At 54.4% G+C, this 25,057-nt stretch carries 21 protein-coding genes and 1 pseudogene; 10 read left to right on the top strand and 12 right to left on the bottom strand.

Translation table 11 applies throughout. The annotated features are described in order from the left end of the window. The first annotated feature begins 281 nt into the window (after window positions 1-281). Window positions 282-1,175 carry a dihydrodipicolinate synthase family protein gene (locus F475_RS27485; RefSeq protein ID WP_111455218.1) on the top strand — a complete coding sequence of 298 codons (894 nt, stop codon included), beginning with the start codon at window positions 282-284 and terminating at the stop codon, window positions 1,173-1,175. Between the two features lie 18 nt (window positions 1,176-1,193). Then, window positions 1,194-2,519, top strand: a complete 1,326-nt coding sequence (locus tag F475_RS27480) for an FAD-binding oxidoreductase (protein ID WP_111455217.1) — start codon at window positions 1,194-1,196, stop codon at window positions 2,517-2,519. A gap of 416 nt (window positions 2,520-2,935) precedes the next feature. On the opposite strand, the gene F475_RS27475 is transcribed toward F475_RS27480, so the two are convergent. From F475_RS27475 to choW, 6 genes are all read right to left on the bottom strand, one after another. Beyond that, window positions 2,936-3,850, bottom strand: coding sequence for a LysR substrate-binding domain-containing protein (locus F475_RS27475; protein WP_111455216.1), 915 nt, complete (start codon window positions 3,848-3,850; stop codon window positions 2,936-2,938). Between the two features lie 90 nt (window positions 3,851-3,940). Beyond that, a complete protein-coding gene (locus F475_RS27470) occupies window positions 3,941-5,077 on the bottom strand; it encodes a hybrid-cluster NAD(P)-dependent oxidoreductase (RefSeq protein WP_111455254.1) in 1,137 nt (378 codons plus the stop codon). Window positions 5,078-5,086: 9 nt separating this feature from the next. Next, on the bottom strand, window positions 5,087-6,343 hold the full coding sequence (locus F475_RS27465; RefSeq protein ID WP_111455215.1) for an SRPBCC family protein: 1,257 nt from the start codon (window positions 6,341-6,343) through the stop codon (window positions 5,087-5,089). A 140-nt stretch (window positions 6,344-6,483) separates the two neighbouring features. After that, window positions 6,484-7,422 carry a LysR substrate-binding domain-containing protein gene (locus F475_RS27460; RefSeq protein WP_111455214.1) on the bottom strand — a complete coding sequence of 313 codons (939 nt, stop codon included), beginning with the start codon at window positions 7,420-7,422 and terminating at the stop codon, window positions 6,484-6,486. A 30-nt stretch (window positions 7,423-7,452) separates the two neighbouring features. Continuing rightward, window positions 7,453-8,676, bottom strand: a complete 1,224-nt coding sequence (gene choV, locus F475_RS27455; RefSeq protein ID WP_111455213.1) for a choline ABC transporter ATP-binding protein — start codon at window positions 8,674-8,676, stop codon at window positions 7,453-7,455. Next, complete coding sequence (gene choW, locus F475_RS27450; protein WP_111455212.1) at window positions 8,673-9,521, bottom strand: choline ABC transporter permease subunit; 849 nt, start codon at window positions 9,519-9,521, stop codon at window positions 8,673-8,675. Before choW ends, choV begins: the two co-directional genes overlap by 4 nt. Before the next feature lie 593 nt (window positions 9,522-10,114). On the opposite strand from choW, the gene F475_RS27445 reads away from it, so the two are divergent. Next, the gene (locus tag F475_RS27445; protein WP_111455211.1) at window positions 10,115-10,819 is read left to right on the top strand and encodes a TetR/AcrR family transcriptional regulator; all 705 of its coding nucleotides are present in this window, start codon (window positions 10,115-10,117) and stop codon (window positions 10,817-10,819) included. After that, on the top strand, window positions 10,812-11,597 hold the full coding sequence (locus F475_RS27440; RefSeq protein WP_111455210.1) for a pyrroline-5-carboxylate reductase: 786 nt from the start codon (window positions 10,812-10,814) through the stop codon (window positions 11,595-11,597). Before F475_RS27445 ends, F475_RS27440 begins: the two co-directional genes overlap by 8 nt. 40 nt (window positions 11,598-11,637) lie before the next feature. Here the strand turns inward: F475_RS27440 and F475_RS27435 are convergent, their stop codons facing one another. From F475_RS27435 to F475_RS27425, 3 genes are read right to left on the bottom strand one after another with little or no spacing between them, the layout of a single operon-like run. Further along, window positions 11,638-12,021, bottom strand: a complete 384-nt coding sequence (locus F475_RS27435; RefSeq protein ID WP_090404415.1) for a VOC family protein — start codon at window positions 12,019-12,021, stop codon at window positions 11,638-11,640. Between the two features lie 60 nt (window positions 12,022-12,081). Next, on the bottom strand, window positions 12,082-13,206 hold the full coding sequence (locus F475_RS27430; RefSeq protein WP_111455209.1) for an S-(hydroxymethyl)glutathione dehydrogenase/class III alcohol dehydrogenase: 1,125 nt from the start codon (window positions 13,204-13,206) through the stop codon (window positions 12,082-12,084). A gap of 60 nt (window positions 13,207-13,266) precedes the next feature. After that, complete coding sequence (locus tag F475_RS27425; RefSeq protein ID WP_111455208.1) at window positions 13,267-15,303, bottom strand: NADH:flavin oxidoreductase; 2,037 nt, start codon at window positions 15,301-15,303, stop codon at window positions 13,267-13,269. A 203-nt stretch (window positions 15,304-15,506) separates the two neighbouring features. Here F475_RS27425 and F475_RS27420 point away from each other — a divergent pair, with 203 nt between their 5' ends. From F475_RS27420 to F475_RS27395, 6 genes are all read left to right on the top strand, one after another. Then, window positions 15,507-16,256 (top strand): electron transfer flavoprotein subunit beta/FixA family protein, encoded by a 750-nt coding sequence (locus F475_RS27420; protein ID WP_111455207.1) that lies wholly within the window; start codon window positions 15,507-15,509, stop codon window positions 16,254-16,256. Continuing rightward, entirely contained in the window at window positions 16,256-17,191 is a 936-nt protein-coding gene (locus F475_RS27415) for an electron transfer flavoprotein subunit alpha/FixB family protein (protein WP_111455206.1), read from the top strand. Before F475_RS27420 ends, F475_RS27415 begins: the two co-directional genes overlap by 1 nt. Window positions 17,192-17,425: 234 nt before the next feature. Beyond that, window positions 17,426-18,325 (top strand): glycine betaine ABC transporter substrate-binding protein, encoded by a 900-nt coding sequence (locus tag F475_RS27410; protein ID WP_111455205.1) that lies wholly within the window; start codon window positions 17,426-17,428, stop codon window positions 18,323-18,325. Between the two features lie 90 nt (window positions 18,326-18,415). Further along, the gene (locus F475_RS27405; RefSeq protein WP_256597253.1) at window positions 18,416-19,414 is read left to right on the top strand and encodes an Ldh family oxidoreductase; all 999 of its coding nucleotides are present in this window, start codon (window positions 18,416-18,418) and stop codon (window positions 19,412-19,414) included. Window positions 19,415-19,453: 39 nt separating this feature from the next. Next, window positions 19,454-20,086 (top strand): dimethylsulfonioproprionate lyase family protein, encoded by a 633-nt coding sequence (locus F475_RS27400; protein WP_256597252.1) that lies wholly within the window; start codon window positions 19,454-19,456, stop codon window positions 20,084-20,086. 58 nt (window positions 20,087-20,144) lie between these two features. Next, window positions 20,145-20,384, top strand: a complete 240-nt coding sequence (locus F475_RS27395; RefSeq protein WP_111455202.1) for a hypothetical protein — start codon at window positions 20,145-20,147, stop codon at window positions 20,382-20,384. Between the two features lie 57 nt (window positions 20,385-20,441). Here the strand turns inward: F475_RS27395 and F475_RS27390 are convergent. The 3 genes and pseudogenes from F475_RS27390 to F475_RS27380 all read right to left on the bottom strand — a co-directional run bounded on the left by F475_RS27390 (window position 20,442) and on the right by F475_RS27380 (window position 25,025). Then, window positions 20,442-21,547, bottom strand: a pseudogene (locus F475_RS27390) (GlxA family transcriptional regulator). A 335-nt stretch (window positions 21,548-21,882) separates the two neighbouring features. Next, window positions 21,883-23,241 (bottom strand): dimethylsulfonioproprionate lyase DddP, encoded by a 1,359-nt coding sequence (gene dddP, locus F475_RS27385; protein WP_177431138.1) that lies wholly within the window; start codon window positions 23,239-23,241, stop codon window positions 21,883-21,885. Window positions 23,242-23,867: 626 nt separating this feature from the next. Continuing rightward, window positions 23,868-25,025: an MFS transporter gene (locus F475_RS27380; protein ID WP_111455200.1), complete on the bottom strand. Its 1,158-nt coding sequence runs from the start codon at window positions 25,023-25,025 to the stop codon at window positions 23,868-23,870. Between the last annotated feature and the right edge of the window lie 32 nt (window positions 25,026-25,057).

Genomic DNA, 25,057 nt, shown 5'->3' with positions numbered 1-25,057 from the left:
AGAGGCGGGTTCTCGTACCTATTGTTGTCGTGAACTCTCGTGGAATAGAAACGATAAATCTGCCATTTGTTGAGCGCTTAACTAGCGGAAGGTAGACGCTCGCATTTGATTTGGAAAATGTCGCCGACAACTCGGCTGTGTGAAAAAGTATCCGAATAAGTTTATACCCAGCTATTTGGTTGCAGGTGCGGCGATAATTTGCTTGGGTATGCGAATCATTAGTTCCAGCTGAGAGTGATCTGGCTGGACTTTCCAGAAAAGAACAAGTGAGGTTTGAATCAATGTCCGCATTCGCTTTTTCCGGTGTTAATCTGGCAATCACGACTCCATTTGATGCGCAGGGGGAAATTGATTACCTGCGTTTTGAGAGTTTGATTGAGCGTTACATTTCCGCTGGTGTACATGGGTTTGTCCTGAGCTCCGGCACGGGCATGCATGTTTACTTGAGCAAAGAGGAGTCCAAGCAACTCGTGGCCTTTGGCTCAAAAGTTATCAGTGGCCGCGCTCGAGTAATTGTGCAAACTTCTGCCTTGCTTGCAGATGAAGTAGTGGAGCGTACCCGTCATGCAGCCGAATGCGGGGCAAATGGCGTCATGGTGCTGCCTCCGTTTTTCGAAGGTCCAACTGATGACCAAGGGATCATCGACTTCTATTCCACTGTGTCTGAAGCCGGGCTGCCAATCATCGGCTACAACGTACCTCAGGCTGTCGGCGTAGAGGTCACGCCTTCTCTGTTCCGCCAATTGAGCGAAATTCCAAACTTTATATCGGTCAAAGACAGCAGTGGTGATCTTGCGGCGCAGGCATCGCTGATCCGTACGGGGTTGCCGACGATGAATGGCGCCGATCCGCTGGTGCCATACGCTCTCTTTGCTGGCGCTGCTGGCCTGATTTGGGGTGGGGCGAACATGGCTCCTCGCTCTTGCGTCGCAATGGTGAATGCCGCTCTGAAACAGGATTGGGTTGGTGCTCGGGAGATTTGGCGTTCGATTGAGCCGGTCATGTCGTTGATCTGGCAGGGCGACTATGTTCAGTCCGTTTATGCCGGTGCCGAAATCACTGGGTACGGCGCTGGAAATCCTCGTCGACCATTGGCGCGATTGTCCGCAGATAAAATTGGCGCGCTTAAAGCTGCCCTCGAACCACTGATCTCTCTCGAGTCCCAACTCGCCTGACGACGTGGAGTAGCAGTCATGTACGTAGCCACTAAGCTCCCTAAAAACAGCAGCCGTTCAGCTTGGGTTGAGATGCTTCCTCCACGGGCACCGATCACATCGCTTTATGGCGCCGTGACTGCTGATATTGCAATCATTGGCGCTGGCTTCGCTGGCCTGTCTGCAGCGCGACGGCTATCTCAGCTCGATCCGACATTGCGAGTTGCCGTCTTGGAGGCCGGTGTTGTCGGAGAGGGTGCCACGGGTCGTAACTCAGGATTCATTATTGATTTGCCTCATGAAGTCAGCTCGGAAGATTTCGGTGGGACATCAACAGAACGTGCTCGACGGGATATTAAGCTCTATCGCACTGCGATCAGCTTGGCTACGGATATGGCTGAAGAACACGGCTGGGGACGTGAAATCATCGATCCTTGTGGCCGCTATAGCGTAGCGATTAGCCAGAAGGGTGACGCTCACATCGTTACTTATGCACGCCAGCTTCAGGGTTTAGGTGAGGCCCACCAAATCCTTGATGCCAAGGGCATCTATGACGTGACCGGCAGCCGTATCTACACCTCCGGGCTTTACATGCCCGGGACGGTGATGGTGCAACCTGCAGCCTATATTCGTGCTGTTGCAGATAGCCTGAAAAGCCCAGTGACGTTGTACGAGAACTCCCCAGTTCAGTCTTTCGAAAAGCAGTCGGGTAATTGGTTGCTGAAGACTGATAAAGGCTCGGTCACGGCCAACCGCGTCATCCTTGCTAACAATGGCCATGCCCAGAGCTTTGGCTTGTTTCGCGGACAGATGCTGCATGTTTTCACCTATGCATCGATGACTGAACCTTTCGATTCGAATCGCCTAGGAGGAAAACGCGACTGGGCAGCGACACCGGCCTTACCTATGGGAACTACAGTCCGTCGTGTAAGTGGCGCTGAGGGTGACCGGATTTTGATTCGCTCACGTTATTCATATCACGCGGGATTGGAGATCAACGATGGTCATGTACAAAGCGCCGGTCGCGTTCATGACCGTAAGTTCGCAGATCGTTTTCCTGAACTTGTTGGACTGAAAATGCAGTATCGATGGGGTGGTCCTATGGCGTTGACCTGGAACAGCGTGCCGATATTCGGGGAAATTGAACAAGGTCTGTTTGCGGCTTGCGCTTGCAACGGCTTAGGTGCTTCGAAGTCGACAGCTGCCGGTATCGCTGCCGCAGAAGCGGCCTTGGGGATGAAATCTGAGTTGGTTGAGATTTTCTCAAGCTATGACTCACCCAAAAAGCTGCCACCTCAACCGTTTCTTAGCATTGGTGCGAAGGCTGACTTAAGGCTCCGTGAATGGCGTGCAGGGCGAGAATGAATCCCTTGAACGTTGGGTGAGCTAACGGCACTGCCATTAATTCGCGGCTCTGGGAAAAGGGGACATCGAAATGTTAGTTTCCCCAGTGAACTATCCTGCTCAAGACTATTGGGATCGTGGTAAAAATCGTTATGAAAAAATTTCATGCTGCGATTGACCACACTGCCCTGGCAGGATCATCAATAGTGCGCGCAGAGCGGCAGCCGAGTGCGCCGCCATCCACTATATGTGCGCCCATCGGCAGGTCAAATTTAATCCGGGTTATGCCCTGCGACGCCAATTTATCTGGTCGCAGATCTTTCCTGCCGGAAATCTGTCGCTCGCGCCGCCATCGATCACAGTAGTCAGCTCTTCACGCTGTTGTTGGCCGCTCATGCGTTTTGGGGGCAGAGGTGAGCCGCACCCATGACTATCACTCAAACGTCGACCGTCTCCGCCAAATGCGCCATCAGCCACTGGCGAAAGCGTTCGACGCTTTGTCTATGTGGGGGCCGACCTTGAGGTTCCAGCAAGCAGAACTGAGCGTCTGTACACAGGGTGGTTTGCGTCGGTCGAACGAGGTCGCCAGTTTGCAAGTGGTTGCTGAGTAGGCCCGACCAAGCCAAAGCGATACCCTGGCCAGCCAGCGCCGACTGAATCAACATTGAATAGCTGTTGATATTGATGCGCCGCCGAGGTTCAGGAGCTTGGTAGCCAAGACGTTGAAACCATTCCTTCCAGCCAATCCAGTCTCGTTGCGGGTCTTCAAACCATAACCAGGTACACGCCCCGAGCTGTTCCAACGTATGAATCTCTGGATGCTGCGCTAGAAAGGCAGGGCTGCAGACCGGGAAAATTTCTTCGTTGAACAACGGAGTGACTTTCATGTTTTTTGGTGGGGTGCTGCAGTAGTAAAGCGCCAGATCACAGTCCAGCCGGGAAAAATCACTGACTTGATCCGTCGCGATGATGCGCAGATCTATCTCCTCATTCTGGCGTTGGAACTCCGAGACGAGCGGCAGTAGCCACAACGATGCCATCGCCGTGCTGGTAACGACGGTTACCTGCCGGGCGCCTTGCCAATGGAGCATTCCCGCTGTGGCATGGGCGATTTGCTGCAGCGTATCGCGGACGCTCTCGTAATACTGGCTGCCCGAGGCGGTGAGGTTGATTTCACGGGTCGTCCGGGTGAAAAGTGCCGTGCTCAAATAGTCTTCGAGCAAACGAATCTGACGGCTGATCGCGCCTTGAGTGACGTTTAGTTCGCGGGCTGCCAAGGTGAAGCTCAAATGGCGGGCCGCAGCTTCAAACGCCACCAGGCTATTGAGTGGCGGCAAGGGTTGCAGTTTCATCAGGTAGAGTCGCTGTATTTATGATTTTGCACCGTGCACAGATATTGTGCAGAAACCAAGGTGTAGTGACTACCTGTTAATGATGTAAGACTAGAGATCAATGACCAAGTCAGAAGTGGGCTTGCTGCAGCAAAGCAAGCGCAGGCCCTTGTCGATCTCACGTTGCCTGATCCCGCCGTTGTGGTTCATTTCCACCGTACCCTTAAGCAGGGCTGTTTTGCAGGTGCCGCAAACACCCTGGCTGCAGGAGGACGGCACGATTGCGCCAGCTTTTTTGGCAGCACTCAGCACGGTCTGATTGCCCGGCATGCTGAACGTCCTCCCCGAGCGTGACAGGGTTACCGTAAACACTTGTTGCTGCTCGGACAGAGAGGGTTGCTCGATCAAGGGATCTTCATTCAGTACCGCAATGTCGAAGCTTTCCTGATGGTAGTGGTCGAAGTCGAACGCCGCTTCCCTGAGCAGTGATTTGACTGCCTCCATGTATCCCTGGGGCCCACAGGTAAAGATTTCCCGTTCCTGGAAGTCCGGCACTTGCTGGCTTAATAAAGGCAAGTCGAGTCGACCTATAGGCTGTCGCCATTCGGCGGTTTCTCCAAATCCTTCGCAAATATGTATGACCCGCAACCCTGTCATACCGGCCTGCATACGTTTCAACTCTTCGTGGAAGATGATGTCAGCGGGGGTGCGGGCGCTGTGCACAAAGACGATGTCGAGGTTACCGGCCATGTCAGCGGCGGTGCGGGTCATCGACATCAAGGGTGTCACGCCGGAGCCCGCCGACAGGTACAACAACTTGGCCGCAGGGTGACCAACTGGTGTAAAACTGCCTGCCGGGCCGGAAGCCCGCAGGTTATCGCCCGGCTTGAGATTGTCGTGCAACCAGTTCGATACCGCTCCGCCAGGCACACGCTTGACAGTTATGGAGAAAGCAAACGGGCGGGTAGGGGAGGACGAAAGGGTGTAACACCGAGCGATGGTTTGCCCCCCGATCATGGGAGAAATGGTGATGAATTGACCCGGTTCGAAACTCAGCGCGCTGAAGTCTGCACACCGAAAGATAAAGGTCCTTACATCATGGGTTTCCTGCCGTACGGCGCAACACTGCAGCGTCTTCTGTTCGCCGCTGTTCCATTGCGAGCCGCACGCACCCCAAGTCATTGGGTCGGTGAAACGCTGGACTGCATCGATGTTTTCGGCTAGCGGTAAGTTTTCGAAAGTTGTCATGTTCATTCCTCAGACGCCATGGGCGGCAAGACGCGCGGCGTACCAGCGAGAGAACTGGTCAACATAGGTTTCGGTGAAGGTAGAGAACGGCCCAGGCGTGTAGGCGGGATCCTGGGTCCCACTATGGGTAATGCCGACGAGGCTAGCGTCCTGTAGGTTTGTCGCTGCCCAAACTTCGATCAGCTTATCTACTTGGTAGTCGATGCCCTCGACGGCCTCCGCATGTACCAGCCACTTGGTCCGCACCAGGGTTTTATCTGGAGCCAGCGGGATGATGTAGGAAACGACGGCGTGGTCGCTCATGATGTGAGTCCACGAGTTGTGTGTCCACAAGTGCATGTCGCCCAAATCGCGGCGGGTAAGGTTGCCAAACAGGCGGGTGCATGCGATACGGGTATCGAGAGTCTGTGATTCGCCGTTGCCTGCAATGACCAATCGCTGGGAGCGGAATTGAGTTGCCGTTTCTTCGCCCAAGTATTCGATGGCGTCGCAGATATAGCCTTCGCTCTCCCAGTTCTGCTTGGTGTTTGCATTGCGCTGGTGATATTCCTCCAGTGCCTGAAGTGAATCCTCACCGAGCCCATCTGTGCAAAATCCGAAATCTTCGGGCAAGAAGGACGCCGTCAGTTCAGGATGGGTAGCGGCGCAGTGGTAGCACTCGCGATTATTCTCTATCACCAACTTCCAGTTTCCGTCCTCGATGATCTCCGATTCGTAAGCAATCTTCGAATGGGTGATGTTATATTGAGCGAAGCGCGGCGTCATGGTCTGATCAAGGTACAAAATGTCTTCTGGCGGCTCGTCGCCCAGACAAACGAAGACATGGGTACCGATGACTCGAGTATGAACAGGGATCAGGCTTTTGCATTTATGATCAAAACTCTGGCCCATGTGTGCCGCATGTTTCAGGCTTCCATCAAGATCGTAGCTCCATTGATGGTAAGGACAAACCAGCATGCCCACGGTCGATTTACCTGCCTGCCTCAAACGAGCCCCGCGGTGACGGCAGACATTTCGAAAAGCCTGTACCTGCTCGTCATCATCACGCACTAGCATGATGGACGATTTTCCGATATCGATGGTAGAGACATCCCCTGGTTCGGGTATGTCGCCCGAGACACCGACCAAAATCCAATGTTTGTTAAAAAAGATATCCACGTCGGTTTCAAAAATATCTTGGCGACCAAACAAGCCGCCAGGCATACCATGCCCAAGCGTGCGGTCGGCTAGCAGTTCTCGATGGGTTTTCACGGTATTTAGAGTCATTATCGATCTCGCTTAAACGTACTGTCGTAAGTGACGGCAGATACAGTATCGAAAGACAGTTTTACTCCGTCAACGCGCTTTATTCTCACGTTCGCATAACTCTGGGTTATGCGTAGCTGCGCGTTATAAATTGATAATTATCAATAGTTTGAGTGTCGGTCTTCGCGTAGCCAGTCAACCAGCGTTAGCGTTATTGAACCAGGCTCTCGACCGGTTGGAACGACTACGTAGTAAGCGTCTTTTGGTTTGACGGTGTACGGCGTTATTCTGACTAATTCACCGCTGTTGAGTAAGTGCGTAACCAGTCGGCCCCATCCGAGTGCAATGCCATATCCTTGACGAGCGGCCTGGACCGCATCGCTATAAGAGCTGCAACGAAGTGAGTAATTAAGTTTGGGGCGCGTATCTCCGAGTTCCCGACACCAACTGTTCCAGGTCATCCAACCTTCAAGGGTTGAATCTGAGTCAATCAGCGCCACGTCCAGAAAATCATCGATCGATGTAGGTGCCTGGTGTACCGCCAGCCAGGAGGGTGAACACACTGGGAATACCTCCTCATCGAACAAGAAGATAGAACTTCCGTCGTCCCATTTCCCATTGCCGAAACGGATCGCCAGGTCGACGTCATCACGATACAAACTCGGGGACAGCAGTTGCGTAACTAATCGCAACTTAAGCTTGGGTTGAAGGGTGCGAAGTGGGGTCAATCTGGGGAGCACTCTCAGATGAGAAAACGCCTCCGTGCATGCAATAGCTATTTCCCGTTCACCGATTCCCTCGGAAATTTTATCGAACACACTTGCCATTCTATGAATGGATTCCGTGACGACCGAATGAAGAATATAGCCCTCCTGAGTTAATTTAATTGCACGATGAAGTCGATGAAAAAGCCTGGTCTCCAAAGTGTCTTCCAACAACTTGATTTGTTTGCTGACGGCTGCCTGCGTTACGCCCAGCTCTTGAGCGGCCAAGGTAAAGCTGGCAAGCCGCGCCACCGCTTCGAATTCCAGTAAAGCAGTCATGGACGGTATCAGCCGCCGATAGCCTTTGACTTTTTTATCGATATTTCCGGGTTGCATAGGTGCATTCCAAAGCTAATGCATGGTGAGTCAAGCTACTGAGCAGTCCGCTATTGATTCGAATGGAACAGGACGCGATAGGTCATGCCCAAGGAGTGCCCGATACAGTTCGCCATTGCCCAATACGCCTAGAACCGTATCCGCCTCATCCTGCACGATCAGTGGATGGCCGGTTTCATAGCGAATCCTAAGCGCGTCGCGCATACTGGTATCCGGCGGCACCGAAGTGACCTGTCGACGCAGCGGCCCGACTCCCTTGGCTGGATTCCATCGTTGGACTTCCGCGACTGAGGTTCCGCGTCGGATGCTGGTTAAACGACGGGATCGATTCACCGTCATCCAGAGGTTTTGAATCGTATCCAGGCAATATTCTTCCCGGAAAAAAACGCACTCATCCAGCGTGCTCATTAGGCTTTTCGCACTTAGAAGATTCAACGGGTTCGTATGGGCGACGAAATTACGAACGTAGTCATCAGCCGGGTTCAGTACGATTTCTTCGGGCTTGCTGTACTGAATGATCTTCCCGTCTTTCATGATGGCAATGCGTGTGCCCAGCTTCAGCGCTTCGTCCAGGTCATGGCTGACGAACACAATGGTCTTGTGCAATTTGCGCTGCAGATCGAGTAATTCGTCCTGCAGGCCCTGGCGAATTAACGGATCGAGCGCGGAAAAGGGCTCGTCCATCAGCAGAATATCGGCATCCATCGCCAGTGCACGAGCCAGCCCTACGCGCTGCTGCATACCTCCTGACAACTCGTCCGGCTTCTTGTTGCGCCATTGGGTCAGGCCCACCAGCTCAAGTTTGTCATCGACCAGCTTGCGTCGTTCCTTCTCCGGCCGGGCCTGCATTTCCAAGCCGAAGCTTATGTTTTCGCGAACCGTCAGCCAGGGCATCAGGGCGAACTTCTGGAACACCATGGCAATGCGTTCGGTGCGCATCATCTTCAGTTCTGCGGGGGAGCAGGAGGCAATATCGATCTGCCGGCCTTCGTGCTCGACGAACAGCTTGCCGCGGCTGACGGTGTTCAGGCCGTTGATGCATCGCAACAGGCTTGATTTTCCGGAGCCAGACAGGCCCATAAGCACGCAGATCTCCCCTTTGTTGATCTCCAGGTTTGCCTTCTCCACGCCGACGATCAAGCCGGTTTTCTGAAGAATGTCCGGCCGCGAAAAACCTTGGTCGAGCAGGTCCAGCGCGGGCTTTGGGCGGTTGGAAAAAATAACGTCGACGTTTTCAAAACGAATGGTGCTCATGCGTCACCTCTCTTCATGGTTTCACGTTGCTTGCAGATACGGTCGAGGGTGATAGCCAAGAGTACGATTGCCAGGCCCGCTTCAAAGCCCATGGCGATATCAGCCGTGTTCAGTGCGTTGACCACCGGTTTGCCAAGGCCATCGGCGCCCACCAGTGCCGCGATGACCACCATTGACAGCGACAGCATGATGCACTGGGTGATGCCGGCGGCGATGCTGGGCATCGCATGCGGCAGTTCGATGCGCGCCAACAGCTGGCGGCGTGAGCAGCCGAAGGCCTTGCCGGCGTCCATTAACTCCTCCGGAACATCGCAGATACCCAGATAGGTGAGGCGGATCGGTGCGGCAATGGCGAAGACCACCGTGGATATCAATCCTGGAACGACGCCCAGGCCGAACAGCGTCAGGGTCGGGATCAGATAAACGAAGGTGGGCACGGTTTGCATCAGATCGAGTACTGGCCGTAGGGTGGCGTAAAACCAGGGCCGATGCGCGGCGACGATGCCCAGCGGTACGCCGACGATCACGCATACGAGCGTGGCGAATGTCACTTGGGCAAGGGTTTCCATGGTCTCCTGCCAATAGCCGAGATTGAATATCAGCAGAAACGAGAAGGCGACGAAGAGCGTCAGGCTCACCTTGCGCTGGATGTAATAAGCGAGAAGGGCGAATACGGCTATCAAAACCAAGGGGTTGAACCAAAGGAGAGCGCTGGTAAAAACAGTGATGATTCCAGACAGCGACAGCGATATGGAATCAAATACGCTTGCACCGTGCTGAGTTAACCAGTCGACATACCGGGCGATATGTTCACCCAGTGGAAGCTTCTCTTGTGTAATCCACATATTACTCATCCGGCTGATGGAAGAAATTACTCACGTACACAACCGCTCGGGCACGGCTCAGCACAGCTGATCCAAACGCACGGTGTGTTTGAACGCTTTGTTGTCGCTGTGTGAAGGCAAACTATCTAATGGGGTTTCGGTTTTTTTTCTAGCCGGAGCACCTATTACCTCGCTTCAAACGGTTGATATATGTGCGCCATAGGTCAGGCGGCACAAAGTGACTGCGCGATAAATTCGCGCTGGCAGTTATCAAAGTTTGGGCAGTGAATGAGTAACAGATGTGAGGTGAGACAAAGTCGGTCGCCCCGGCATTCTTTGGCCAGATGTCGAACTTCTTTCTGGGGCGTGCACTGCAAGATTCATATGGCGGCTCGTTGTTGTTTTGGTTTGGAGTCCTTGCCTGGAGGAGATATTTATCCAGCTGCGTGTCGCTGACAAACCATTTTATGTCAACGTTTCATGACTTTTTATCATTAATGAAATTGGACGCTAGGACTCCGCAATCTTGGAAAGTCAATTGAATGTACCAAGGTGTACATTGGGCGGTCATCCGAGTACATTCACGGTACGCATTATTGAATAAGGTAAGCAAGATGCCTCAGGTAGGAAAGGCACGTGGTAAGGCGCAGGATGCAGGCTGGCGTGGGTCGCCGGAGGGTTGGCTGGAAGCTGCCTATGATGCCCTGAAGGAGTCCGGCATCGATGCCGTTCGGGTCATGCCGCTGGCCAAGCGCCTTGGCTTGTCACGAACCAGCTTCTACTGGTTTTTTGAAGACCGTGAACAGCTGCTGGCCGCTTTGTTGACACGCTGGCGGGAGACCAATACGGGAGGATTGATCCGGCAAAGTGAAAGCTATGCTGAAAGCATCTCCGAGGCGATCCTGAATGTCTTCGAGTGCTGGCTGAACCCGCAACTGTTCGACTCGCAATTCGAGTTTGCCGTGCGCAGCTGGGCGCTTCAGGCAAATGAAGTTGCTCAAGAAGTCGCTGTCGTCGACGAGCAACGAATGAACGCTCTGGCAAGCATGTTCAAGCGCTTTGGCTATGACAGTCAGGCTGCTGATGCGCGGGCCCGCACGATCTATCTGACCCAGATCGGCTACATCACTATGAACACGACTGAGTTGATCACCGTGCGCTTCCAACGCATTCCTCATTACGTGAGTATTTTTACTGGCAAAGTCCCCAAGCAGCGCGAGCTGGATCGTTTCTATGGGAAATTCGGTTATGCCGAAAAAGAGCCCGGAGTTTTCGTGCCCTTGACAGACACCTTCGAGGAGATGCCTGCAGATGTTTAATGAGAAGCTGGGCATTATTGGAGGAACGGGCTGGTTGGGCGGGGCGATCGCCAAAGCAGTGCTGGTGAAAGCGCTGGTACCAGCTGGCAGTCTTGTCATCTCTAATCGTTCGGGCAGCCACCCATTGGCGCAACACGGCGTTGGCCTGGTCGCTGATAACCAGGATCTGGTGGATTGCAGCGATGTGGTCATCATCGCGGTTCGACCCGAGCATTTCGCCAGCCTGAACATCAATGCGACGGGCAAGACAGTCATCTCTCTGATGGCCGGGATTACAGCGCACGTGATTGCTGCACAGACCTCGGCTTCGGCGGTCGTGCGGGCGATGCCCAACGCAGCGGTAGAAATCGAGCAGTCCTTCACGCCTTGGTATTGTTTTGGTGACGTCGAGGGAGCGATAAAGATTTTCGTGCAACGCTTGTTTGAATGCGTCGGCAGTGCGGCTGAGGTTCAGCAAGAGGACTTCATTGATTACCTCTCGGCGCTCTCGGGCACAGGCCCGGCTTTTCCTGCTTTGCTGATGACGGCGCTGGCCAATCAGGCGATGGTCGCTGGCATACCGGCTGAAATAGCGCAGCTTGCCGCGAAGAACGTTGTTGTAAACAGCAGCCAGTTGTTGGCCAGCCACGATGCTCAACAGATGATCGATGCCTTGGTTGCCTACCGGGGAGTGACGGCTGCCACTTTGCAAACGATGACGCAGGGTCATTTCGAAGAACAAATTGGTAGGGCGTTGCTAGCCGGCGCTGCCGTTGCCCGCAGAGGGCTAAAAGCCTGATAAACCGAAGCCCCTTTACAGGGGCTCCGATAAGTGTCGTTTACTCTGCCTTGAAGCAGTAAACGGCAAGCTTGTTCCCATCCAGATCACGAGCGTAAGCGGCATAGGCATTTTCAGCCCAGCCACGAGAGCCTGGCAGACCTTCGCAAACGCCACCGTTCGCCAATGCGGCAGTATGGAAGGCATGGACTGCAGAGCGGTTCGGTGCTTCGAAACTGACGGTGACACCGTTGCCGATAGAAGCCGGATTTCCATTGGCCGGGTTGAGTACGAAGAACGAAGGTTTATCGACGCCCCAAATGGAGCCGGCTTCATCGAGATCGGCCACGCGCTTCAGGCCGATTTCTTTTAGGGTGGCGTCATAAAACGCACGTGCTTTGGTCAGGTTATTGGTGCCGACGGTTACGTGGGTAAAAACGGACATCTTGGTTTCCTTTCTGTGGGTGGTAATTGGACTGCCGAGCGGATCTGAGGCCCGCCGATTTCAGAAATGAATTACGGTACGAATGCTTTGCCCGGTGTGCATCAGCTCGAATGCTTCGTTGATGTTGTCCAGGGACATGTTGTGGGTGATGAAGGTTTCCAGCGGGATCTCTCCGCGACTGGCTTTCTCCACATAACTGGGAAGCTCCGTGCGGCCCTTCACGCCGCCGAAGGCACTGCCACGCCATACGCGACCGGTTACGAGCTGGAAGGGGCGGGTGCGGATTTCCTGGCCTGCGCCGGCAACGCCTATGATGATCGACTCGCCCCAACCTTTGTGGCAGCACTCCAGTGCCGCTCGCATCAGTTGCACATTGCCAACGCATTCGAACGAATAGTCCACGCCGCCATCGGTCAGTTCAACGATGACGTCCTGGATGGGCTTGTCATAGTCCTTGGGATTGATGAAATCCGTCGCGCCCAACGACAGTGCGACGTCGCGCTTGGCCGGGTTGATATCGATGGCAATGATGCGCTCGGCGCTGGCCATTTTTGCGCCGATGATTGCGGCCAGGCCAATACCGCCCAACCCAAAGATTGCGACGCTGGCGCCAGGTTCTACCTTGGCGGTGTTGAGTACGGCGCCGATCCCAGTGGTCACTCCACAGCCGAGTAGGCAAACCTGATCCAGCGGAGCCTCTTTTGGAATCTTCGCCAGGGAGATTTCAGGCAATACGGTGTACTCGGAAAACGTCGAGCAGCCCATGTAGTGGAACAGCGGCTTGCCTTCGTAGGAAAAACGCGAGGTGCCGTCGGGCATCAGGCCTTTGCCCTGGGTTGCGCGGACCGCCTGGCAGAGGTTGGTCTTACCGGAGAGGCAGAATTTGCACTGCCGGCATTCTGCGGTATAGAGCGGAATCACGTGGTCGCCGACTTGCAGCGAGGTGACGCCTTCGCCGATGGCTTCGACGATGCCACCGCCTTCATGCCCCAGCACGGTGGGGAAAATGCCTTCGGGATCGCTTCCCGAAAGGGTGAAGGCGTCGGTGTGACAAACGCCCGTGGCAACAATGCGAACCCGCACTTCGCCAGCCTTGGGGGGGGCGACGTCAATGGTGACCAACTGCAGCGGTTCATTGGGAGCGAACGCGACAGCAGCCCTGGACTTCAAGGTCTGTGCTGACATGGAAGAGTCTCGTGTTAAGTGTGAAAATTGCCCCTGATGTTTGAAGTCAGGGGCATGACTTCAGATGTCTTTCAGCAGCCGCAACGCATCGTAGATGGCCGCGTGGGTATTACGCGCCGAGACCGCATCGCCGATGCGGAACAGTTGGAAACGGCCTTCGGGGTTGGTCACGATGTTCTGAGTTTTTCCGGCGATCAGATTGTGCTGTTCGACCGCACCGTTATTGCTCGAATGGGGACGCAGATCAAAGTACAAATCGTCCAGGGGCAAGGTGCCGTGGTTGATCACGACCTGATCGACCACTCGCTGCTTGTGCACCTGTCCATAATCGCTGCCAAAGTTGGCAATCAACTGACCGTCGCGCTTCTCTACGGAGTCGACCCGATACGTCACAGTGAAGGTCACCGCCAGGTCTTGCAGGCTGCGCATATAAGGCACCAGGTTCATCGCCATCACCTCCGGCGAGAACGACCGGTCAGGTGTGACGATTTCCAGTTTTGCGCCGCTGTTGGCAATGACTTCGGCAGCCTGTAGCGCCGCGTGGTCGCCCGCGTCATCGAAGATCAACACATTCTTGCCGGGCTTGACGTCGCCAGAAATGATGTCCCAGGTCGATACCACCAACTCATTGCCCTGCTTGAGCACCTCGGTATGCGGCAAGCCGCCGGTGGCGACAATCACCACATCCGGATCTTCAGCCAGCACTGTCTCGGCCTCGGCCCAGGTGTTGAAGTGGAACTTCACACCGAGGCGCTCGCATTGCACCATGCGCCAATCGATGATGCTGATCATTTCGCGGCGACGCTCGCTAAGAGCGGTCAACCGGATCTGCCCGCCAGGTTGGTCAGCCGCTTCGAACACGGTGACGTCATGGCCGCGTTCACCGGCGACGCGCGCCGCCTCCAGGCCCGCCGGGCCGGTTCCGATTACTACAACCTTGCGCTTGGCTGGGGCTTTGGGGATTTCGTGGGGCATGGTGGTTTCACGCCCGGTTGCAGCATTGTGGATGCAATACGCGGCGCCGCCCTGATAAATGCGGTCCAGGCAGTAGTTGGCGCCTACACAGGGGCGGATTTCCTCTTCGCGCTTTTCGATGATCTTGCGCACGATGTGCGGATCGGTCATATGCGCACGAGTCATACCGACCATGTCGATTTTGCCTGACGCAATGGCATGGCGGGCGGTGGCAACGTCGGGGATCTTGGCCGCATGGAAGGTGGGGAAGCCGGTGGCCGCACGGATCTCGCCGGCAAAATCCAGGTGCGGGGAGTTACGCATGCCTTGGATAGGAATCACATCGGTCAGACCGGCATCGGTGTCGATGTGCCCGCGCACCACGTTAAGAAAATCAACCAGGCCGCTGTCTTTGAGCATGTGCGAAATAGCGATGCCTTCCTGCGCCCCGAATCCACCGGGCAGGTCCTCATCGCCCGTGTAGCGCACACCCAACAAAAAGTCTTCACCGCATTGCTTGCGGATGCCTCGCAGGATATCGAACGTAAACCGTAACCGGTTTTCCAGGGATCCGCCGTAAGGACCCTCGAGATCGTTGGTTAATGGTGACCAGAACTGATCCATCAAATGTCCGTAGGCTTGAAGCTCCAGACCGTCGAGGCCCGCAGCTTTCATGCGCTCGGCGGCATCCACGTAATCCTTGATGATCCGGTCGATATCCCACTCTTCCATCTTCTTGGGGAAGGCCCGGTGCGATGCTTCGCGGCGGTGAGACGGCGATACCACTGGCAGCCAGTCGGCTTTATCCCAGCGGGTGCGCCGACCTAGATGGGTCAGCTGAATCATCACTGCCGCGCCGTGTTCGTGGCACTCGTCAGTCAGATCTTTCATCCATCCGACGACTTCGTCCTTGTAAGCCAGGATGTTGTTGAACACCGGCGGGCTGTCGCGCGACACCGCGGCGGAGCCGGCGGTCATCGTCAGTGCCACGCCTGCCTTGGCGCGCTCGACGTGATACGCCCGATAAAGCTCCTTAGGCATGCCGTCGACCGGGTAAGCCGGTTCATGGGAGGTGGTCATGATCCGGTTTTTGAGGGTCAGGTTTTTGATCTTATAGGGTTGCAGCAGAGGATCGCTGGACATGGTGTTGCGCTCCGGGAACAGAACATCAGGCTTGGTTTGACATAACAGTATGTCGAATGTTCAGGCGTGTCAACGTGGCGAGACACAGGTGTACATTTTTCTTGCGTGGTGGAATAACCAGGATTAACATCCGCTCGAAACAGGAGCGATCGGCTTGTTCGAGCCGGTCATTCCATACATCGATCCATGAGTGCGAGGGGACTATGAAAGTGCTCGTTGCGGTAAAGCGCGCCATCGACCCGAACGTAAAAGTTCGGGTCAAAGCTGACGGTTCAGACGTTGAGCTTAATGGCGTAAAAATGGCCTTGAACCCTTTCTGCGAGATCGCAGTGGAGGAGGCGATTCGCCTTAAGGAAAAGGGGCTGGCGTCCGAGGTTGTGGTGGTTTCGGTAGGTTCCTCTGCCGCGCAGGAACAATTGCGCACGGCATTGGCGCTCGGCGCGGATCGAGCCCTTCTGGTAGAAACAAGCGCGATACTCGAGCCGCTGAACGTGGCCAAATACCTGAGTAAAGTGATCGATAACGAAAAGCCGCAACTGATTCTTTTTGGTAAACAGGCTATCGATCAGGAGAACAACCAGGTTGGGCAAATGGTGGCGCAGTTGATCGGAAGCGGTCAGGCCACCTATGCATCATCCATCAGTTACATCGATGATCAATGGGTGGTCGAGCGTGAGGTCGATGGTGGAAGTCAGACCCTGGCGCTCTCAGTGCCTGCGGTTGTCACTTGCGACCTGCGCCTGAATGAACCGCGCTATGCCTCGCTGCCGAATATCATGAAAGCCAAGAAAAAACCTCTTGAAGTCATCGCTGCCGACACCTTGGGTGCCCGCGTGAAGGAGCACGTTCGATTGTTAGGGGTTGCCCCCCCTCCAGTGCGCAAAGCGGGAATCAAGGTCGGTTCGGTGTCCGAGCTGGTGGATAAACTGAAAAACGTTGCTGGGGTGATTTGATGCGCACATTGGTTATCGCCGAGCACTTCGCGGGTCAACTGACGGCAGGTACATGGAGTGCAATTACCGCCGCCATCGAACTTGGTGCTGAAACGGATTTGCTTGTGACGGGAGGGCCAGATGCGCCAGCAGTGGCGGATCAGGCCGCGCTGACCCTCGGGCTTCATCGAATATTGCTCGCTCAGGGGACAATGTTCGAGAAGGCGTTGGCTGAGAATGTCCAGCCGTTGATCACTTCGCTGGTAGCCGACCGGTATACGCATGTAGTGGCTGATGCTAGCAGCATGGGCCGCAATGTGTTGCCACGCGTAGCGGCCAGCCTGGATGTCGGCATGCTGTCGGACGTGATCAGGGTTGTGTCGACGGACACCTTCCAGCGACCCATTTATGCAGGCAATGCAATCGCCACGGTTCAGTCGCTTGATCCGATTAAATTGCTCACTGTCCGTGCCTCGGCTTTTGCCCAGGCGGCATCGCAGCATGATCGCTGCGAAGTCATGGCTGTAGATGGTGGGCAAAGCGCAAGCAATATTCGCTTTGTGAGCGAACAGCTGACGGTTAGCGAAAGGCCAGATCTGTCGAGCGCTCGCGTCGTGGTTTCCGGTGGCCGCGGGATGCAGAGCAAAGAGAATTTTGCGTTGATCGAGCGTGTGGCAGACAAGCTCGGTGGAGCCGTGGGCGCATCGCGAGCAGCGGTGGACGCAGGTTTTGCCCCCAACGATCTGCAGGTCGGGCAAACGGGAAAAATCGTAGCGCCGGATCTTTATATCGCCGCAGGTATCAGCGGTGCCATTCAACACCTGGCGGGCATGAGCGGATCAAAGGTAATCGTCGCGATCAACCAGGACGCAGAGGCGCCGATCGCACAAGTTGCAGATTACATGCTGGTTGCAGACTTATTTGAGGCATTGCCGGAGCTCGAAAGGGTGTTATGAGTTAGCTCGTAATTCCATTAAAGCTCGACGCATATACCATTAAACGTTCTCTGCCATAGTGCAAGGGAGGGGGAGAGCTACTTAAATAAGTTAAATAATTTCGCATAACTAAAACTCATGTGGATATAACATTAAATATCTTGTGATGGCGATGTCATTTTGCTTTCATGAAAAAAATTGATTCTTCTGCTGCCCTGCCAATAACTATTAATACAGTACGCGGAGATACACCAGATGACGTTATCCAGTAAAATTTGTATCAACTGGCTTGCAGGCTTGGCGATGGCTTCCAGCAGCCTGTTTGCTCAAGCCGAGGAACCCGCGGCTATCCGTATCGGTTGGGTGAATTGGTCGGATACTGAAATCGCTGTAAAGTTGGCAGACACGGCGCTGCGAGACCATTTGAAGCAACCGGTTAAATTGATTCTGGCCGATATTGGTATCCAGTTCCAAGCGCTGGCTAACGGTAATATTGATCTGATCCCGATGGTCTGGCTGCCGAGCACTCACAAGTCATTCTATGACAAATACAAAGACAAGCTCGAAGACCTCGGCGTGCTGTATGAAGGTCGGATCGGTATGGCGGTGCCAACTTCCATTCCGACGAGTGAGATCGCCAGTGTCGAGGATCTTAACAAGCCAGAAGTTAGAGAAAAACTCGGCGGCAAGATTCTGACTTCCGAAGTGGGTAACGGGCAATACAAGCTTACAGAAAAAGCTATTCAAGAATACAAGCTTGATGGCTACAAGATGGTCGCTTCTTCGGAATCCGGAATGTTGAGCGAGTTGGATCGTAACCTTAAGCGTGGCAAATGGTCTTTGATCAACGCCTGGAGCCCACATTGGATGTTCGCCAAATGGCCGCTGCGCTATTTGGATGATCCAAAGCAGATTTTCGGTGGTGCTGAGCAAATCCACGCGGTTGCTCGCAAAGGTTTCAGTGCGGAGCATCCTGATGTTGCTCAATTCTTCGCCAACTTCAAAATTCCTAAAGCTGACCTTGAAAAATTGATGGCTACTGCGCGTGATAGCTCGGCTGACAAGGTCGTCGCAGAATACTACGCAGCCAACAAGCCTCGCTTTGAGGCGATGTTTGGCAGTCAAACGGCATCCGCGACAACAGGTCAGGAATGACCGCCGCATTCCGATAGACATTAGCAGTTTGGCGCCTTTGACGCAGAGTGAAGGGTGCCGGCTGCATCGTTAAACCTTAAGGCGGTACCTTTGAACACAGCAGCCTATCGCAGCTTTACGATCGATGAAGCTGTCGGCTGGGTGAAGCGACTCTGCGAATCAAAGGGATGTTCCCAAGCGGTTGCCGACTCATTGGCGCGAGCCACAGTTGCGGCGCAAGCCCGCAGCAATGAAGCCGTGGGTTTTCGACATCTTGCCGATTACTTGTCTGGCTTTTCATCGGGTCGAATAGATCCTCGTGCCGAACCACGAATTTCATCTTCTGGTTCGATTATCTTCAAATCTGATGCTAGAAGCGGGATCGCCCAGCTTGGGATAGATCGGTGCTTCGATTCGATGTGCCATGCCGCCTATGAAAATGGTATGTCCGCGCTGAGCCAGTGCAATAGTTTTACGAGCGGTGAACTCGGTGACTACACACTCCGATTTGCCAAGGCTGGGCTCATTGCGTTGGCGGTTGCCAATGGCCCCGCGCTCGTTGCAGTTCCTGGAGCCAAGGGCAAAACCTACTCCACGAATCCACTCTCATTTGCAGCGCCTTCGGCCGATGGTATTCCCCTCATGTTTGACCAGGCGTGCAGCGCCGCGGCATTCGTAAATATTGCCCATGCAGCATCCACGGGGGGCGATATTCCTGATGGGTGGGCGGTGGATCAGCATGGAAACGGAACTCGTAATGCTTTGGAGGCGTTAGGCGGCGCGCTACTTCCTTTTGGTGGTCATCGCGGGGCTAATGTGATGCTCATGGTGGAGGTCTTGGCCGCGGGTCTCACCGGTGCTAACTGGTCGCTGGATTCACCAGCTTTTCATCAAGGGACCCAGACACCAGGTTGTGGCCTGCTCATTCTGGTTCTTGCTCCGGATTTTTTTTCGCCAGGATTTGAACGCCGACTTACCAGTCAGTTGACCCGCTTGACACAGATGGGCGTCCACCGGGTAGGGTGGGAACGTCAGCACTCGATGATGGAGTCACAAAGCAATGGAATCAGTGTTTCCGTGGATCTGCTGAACGAGCTGAGCAGCCTGTAATCCAGTTCGAAATTTGGCTTAAGTGTGGGTTCGAAAACGATGATAAGCCGCATTGAAAATTTATCGTTGGATCAGGTTTTTATTAGAAACGGGCAGTTGCTTCAACGCTCACTTCATGGGGCTTTGTCAAACGTCGTTTCCGACGCGATACCAGATTCGATCCAGACGCGCTCCACATCTATAACCACCGCCCAATGGACCATTAAAAAGCCGTCGGAAACGCCACGGACGCTACCAGAATCCCTGGAGCCCTATTTGTCCCAGGCACTTAACGTTGCGCCAAGAACCAACGAATGCTTGGTGGCGGTCCTGGATGCGTTAACCACTCTGTTGCCTCATGTAGCCTGGATAAATCGTCAGGCCCAGCCTCGCCAGGACGATCGGTTCGTGGAAAGGCATCGTCATGGGCTGATTACTGGCCCGGGAGGGCTATTTGAATGTCCCAACTTGACGTTGGGCTTGGCACTCATGGCGCCCGATACCACCTATCCCTTTCACCATCACCCTCCGGCTGAGTTCTATCTAGTTCTTTCGCCAGGCCAATGGTATCGAGAGGACGCTGGGTGGTGGAGTCCTGGAGCAGGGGGCGCTGTATTCAACCCCCCATCCTGTATCCATGCAATGAAATCGACAGATGCTCCACTGTTTGCGCTGTGGGGCTTGATGCATTAGTGCCTCCGCATAAAAGGCTGTGGCAAACGAGATCGGATAGTTATTTAGAGGGTGAAACATGTCATCGGTTACAACGCTGGGTATCAAGTTAGATGGGGAAACTCGCGCCAGGCTGAAATCCGTTTCGGCAAAGCTGGATCGCACCTCCCACTGGTTCATGAAGAAAGCGATTTTACAGCTTATTGAAAAGGTTGAAGCTGGGGCACGAATTGAAGACATTATCGGGAAAGAATTTTTAGAAAAAGATTCTTTGCGCCATAGCATCGCCCTGCGGCGACATATGAACAGTGGCTCTTAAGAAAATTGGCGTAGTCGATTTTAACGGACGCTAAAGGCTGCTCATCGCCTACACCCTTTAGATTTTCACGCTGGCAAAGGTCACCTCACTCTGCGCACGGCAGAGGGCTAAACCGGCTATAGAGCCTGCGCTATTACCAGGCTGTCCCGAGCGGGCATCGGCGCCACTAAAACGGCATTTGATGAGGCACGTTCATCACTAGGCGGTACGCCGAAATGTCCGCGATAGCTTCTGGCGAAATGTGGAGTTGAAGCAAAGCCGCAGAGAGCGCCTATTTCCAGAACGGGCAATGAGGTTTGCTTTAACAACTGACGTGCCTGGACTAAACGCAGCTTGAGGTAATAGCGCGACGGAGAGCAATCCAGATACCTGTCAAACAGCCTCTCCAATTGGCGACGTGAAATGCCTGCCTGGAAAGCCAATTCGGTAAGTTCGAGGGGTTCTTCCAGGCTGGCTTCCATTAATAGAATAGCTGCTTGCAGCTTGGGTTGATTTGCGCCAAGTGTATGCCTGAGCGGTAACCGTTGATGGTCCTGAGCACTTCGCATGCGCTCGTGCATGAGCATATCCGAGATTGCCTCTGCCAGGTCACGGCCATGCTCGCACCTGATCAAGTGCAGCATCATGTCTATCGGAGCAGTGCCACCTGAAGAGGTTAAGTGGTTTCCATCGATGGAGTACAGGCGTGTAGTGACTTCTGATTTGGGGAATGCTTCCCTCATGGACGCCAGACATTCCCAATGAACACTGCACTTATGGCCATCCAGCAATCCGGCCTTGCCTAATGCCCAACTTCCAGTGCAGACAGCGCCTAGGTGACAACTCAAACGGGCCTGGAGCTGCAACCAACGCACATGTTCGTGGCATACGCAGTTCTGGATATCCAGTCCGCCGCACACAATCACGGTATGGAGGTCAGAAGCTTCTTCCATTTTAGCGTCTGGAGTTATTTTCAACCCGACACTGGCAGATACTGGGGTGCCGCCCTTGCTCAGGGTGAGCCATCGATATAACTCGCTACCGGAGAGTTGATTTGCCATGCGCAAAGGTGCTACTGCCGATGCCAGAGCGATCAAAGTGAAACCCTCCAACAGGAGGAATCCGACGGATCGTGGAGCTGAATCCTGCGGGATGGAATGAATTGTTTGGTTAATTGTGGTCAACTTTTCAGTCCTCAAGGCAAGCAGGGCGCGCGGCGCCACTTCGACGCTTACTTTCATAGGTCTAACCACGGGGGACTGTTCGGACTTCATCTACGAAGTTCAGAGGTTGGATCACCGCTTTCAATACCTATAACGGCTCCAATGCCAAACAGTTGCGTTTCCGGCCGGGCACTTCAGGATGGAGTTGACATCATGTCTCTGAAATGTACATCAGCGTCAGCAGCGGATGTGCTGATGTACATTTGGTTGGTCCATCGGTTTTTCGTCTTGTTAAGATCGGCCCGGAGCAGGGGCCAGCAGTGTTGCTTTCCCTTTATGGACTTCGATTGACTGACTCATACATTGGGCTTCGTATCCCGCAGGAAACTTTCGTCGAACGGATAATGGGTAAGCAATTCATAGCCGGTCTCGGTTACCAGCAACTGGTTCTCCAATTTGATTCCATCCTGGCCGCCAACCTCACCCACATACGCCTCGACACAAAGGGCCATTCCCGCTTGGAGTTCGCCTTCGTATCCGTAGGACTCCAAATCTTCTGGATAGCGGATGCAAGGGTACTCGTCACACAAACCTACGCCGTGGTAAAGCACGCCGTACCGTTGAGCGCGGCATGGTTCGGGTAGTCGATGAGCCTTGGCGGTGAGTTCCGTGAAGCGCACGCCTGGCTTTATCAACTCGGTGTTATGGATGATATGGTCATGGGCAATCCGATAGAGGCGCTTTTGTTCGGCTGTTGGCTCCAGCCCTCCACAGATCCAACTGCGGGACATGTCCACGCACATGCCGTAGGTACCGATCAGATCTGTGTCGAACGACAACAGGTCGCCATCACTTAATACCCGTGGGCCGGACTCCTGGAACCAGGGGTTGGTGCGTGGGCCGGAGCTGAGTATTCGCGTCTCGATCCATTCTCCGCCCCGGCGGATGTTGCCGGAGTGCAGGGCGGCCCAGACATCGTTCTCGGTGGCTCCGGCGCGTAGTGCTAGATGCATTTCGGCCACGGAAGCTTCGCACGACGCTACCGCGCACCGCATCGCCTTGATTTCATCGGGGCCTTTAATCACCCGGGCGAACTCCGTCACTTCTTGACCACTGCAAATGTCGATAGCGAGCGCATCCAGTGCGCGCACGCCTGCTACTTCAATCCGATCTACCGCAAGGCGGCGATTGGTGCCGGCGTGTTGGCGCAGCAATTCGTCGATTTGGGCTGCGAAATGCCTGGCATGTTGGTCGGTGTGCTCACCGGTCTCGAAATAGAAGAACGACGCGCCACTGCGTAACTCATTAATCAGCGGCAAGTGGGCAGAGAGATGATCGCAACCATGGAAATCCCACAACACGACATAACCATCGGCTGCGATGAAGCATGCACGCGCGGGGTTATGGGTCGTCCACAACTGCATGTTCGTGGTGTCGGTCGCGTAGCGGATATTCAGAGGATCAAATAGCAGGACGCCGCCTAAGTCACGGGATATGAGCTGATCGACTATTCTTTGCAGTCGAAATTTACGCATGGTGGGCAGATGAGGCGGCTCCAGGCCCAGCCGATCCCACTCCGCGAAAGCCAGCGGTGTAGGACCTATCTCGACGCGATTGTTGTCATCTATAGAACCATCCCTTTTTAGCGCAACAGCACGCTGCCTGGCTGGGTCGATGCGGCGCGCGCTGTTTGGAATCGAAAAAGGTGAAGTCATCAAAATTCCGTCCTCATTTCAATTTACAAAAGGCCTTGCTCAAGCGGGTGACAGTTCGAGAAAGTGACCTAATGAATAAAAGATTTTAAATATTGCGATAAACTTGTTGGATAACTTTGACGGCTGCGCCAGAAAGATCGTTGCGAAGTCTTCCTCCGAATATCAGGTTTTATGCGTCGGTTTACTTTTATTTGCTTGTAAACAGTCTAGGACGAGGCCGCTGGCCTGAAGAATCGATATTTTATATGGGGTAATGATGACCTATTGTAATGATTAAGCAGACTTGGCCCGATCAGGCGCTGATAAAGATGCCTTCGTTGCGCGCAGTCAAAGCCTTTTTAGCGGTGGCTAGGTGACAGAATTTCACACGAGCCGCTGAAGAGCGCTCTGCGTGGCGCAGGCGGAATCCATCCATGGCATTCGCGACAGCGCGCTATAGAACCTCAGCCACTTCGGCCGCTCGCAGGTCGCGGAGTATTTGGACTGGTACGGATGGATTGCTCATCATGATATCGACCTAAAAGCCCGATCCAGCAAAGCGCCACACTTTTTCAACGCCAACGCCAACGCCAACGCCAACGCCAACGCCACGCTTACAACCTCTTGATCCAGCTCGCGCTAGAACATCAGGGCGTCGCCTTGAGTAATCGAGCTGTTGCACTTACAAAAAACAGCAGAGCAATTACGCTGCTCAAAGCGAATGGCAGGGTGCTTAAATGGGCGACCGCCCCAATGAATACAGGACCTATCAGAATGCCCGCGTAGCCCATCGAGATGACAGCGGGGATGGCTACCGCTTGTGGCATACGTTGCTGTCGGCCTACAGCGGTAAAGATCACCGGGACAATGTTTGAGCAGCCAGCCCCGACCATGGCGTAGCCAATCAATGAAGCGGGCCAGCCATCGATCCCAAGCGACACGATCATTCCCGCGGCTGCGCAAAGTCCGCCCAGCGTAACTACGCGCACACCACCTAGTTTACTGACGATGGTGTCCCCTGTCAGGCGACCCACCGTCATCGCCGCCGCGAAGGATGCGTAACCCAAACCGGCGATGCTCGGCTCTAACCCTCGATTCGAGACAAGGAAGACTGCACTCCAGTCAAGCAATGCGCCTTCAGTGAGGAAAACGATAAAACAGAGCGTCCCTAAAAGCAGCACGATACCTCTGGGCACCGCGAACAATGGCCCACCCCGTTCGGTGCCATAAGTCAGCAAAGCAGGCGCAGCCTTGTAAAGCGATCCCAAAACTGTGGCAACGATACAGACCGCCGCAATCAGTGGATCCAGCCCTAAGGTCAATAAAGCGGTCATAGCGCCGGCGCCCAATATGCCTCCGACGCTGTAAAGTCCATGGAAGCCGGACTGAAGTGCTTGCCCGCTGGTTTTCTCGACGATGACGGACTGTATGTTCATGGCGCAATCAAGCATGCCCATGCTGGCACCGAAGATGATGACAGCTAATACCAGACCAGGCAGCCACACTACGGTGCTCAACAGCGGAAAAACGGCACACAAGACAATCGTCGCCCAAATTACTACCGGGCGGCATCCATAGTGTGCGGTGAGATATCCAGCGAAGGGCATGGCCACAATAGATCCACCTCCGAGGCATAGAAGCAACAGCCCCAAGCCACCATCGTCCAAGCCAGCGCGTGCTTTAACCAATGGAACCAATGGCGCCCATGCGGACATGAGTAAGCCTGCGATGAGGAAGGAGATGCGGGTAGACACCCGTTCGCGGTGGTTTGCCGTGGGGATTAACACCGGCGATGGAGCATTCATGATTCTCGGTTGTCCTTATCGATGATGCTAGC

It is taken from the genome of Pseudomonas sp. URMO17WK12:I6 (assembly GCF_003253625.1).
GTDB lineage: Bacteria > Pseudomonadota > Gammaproteobacteria > Pseudomonadales > Pseudomonadaceae > Aquipseudomonas.
This window is presented reverse-complemented; position numbering and strand designations above follow the sequence as displayed.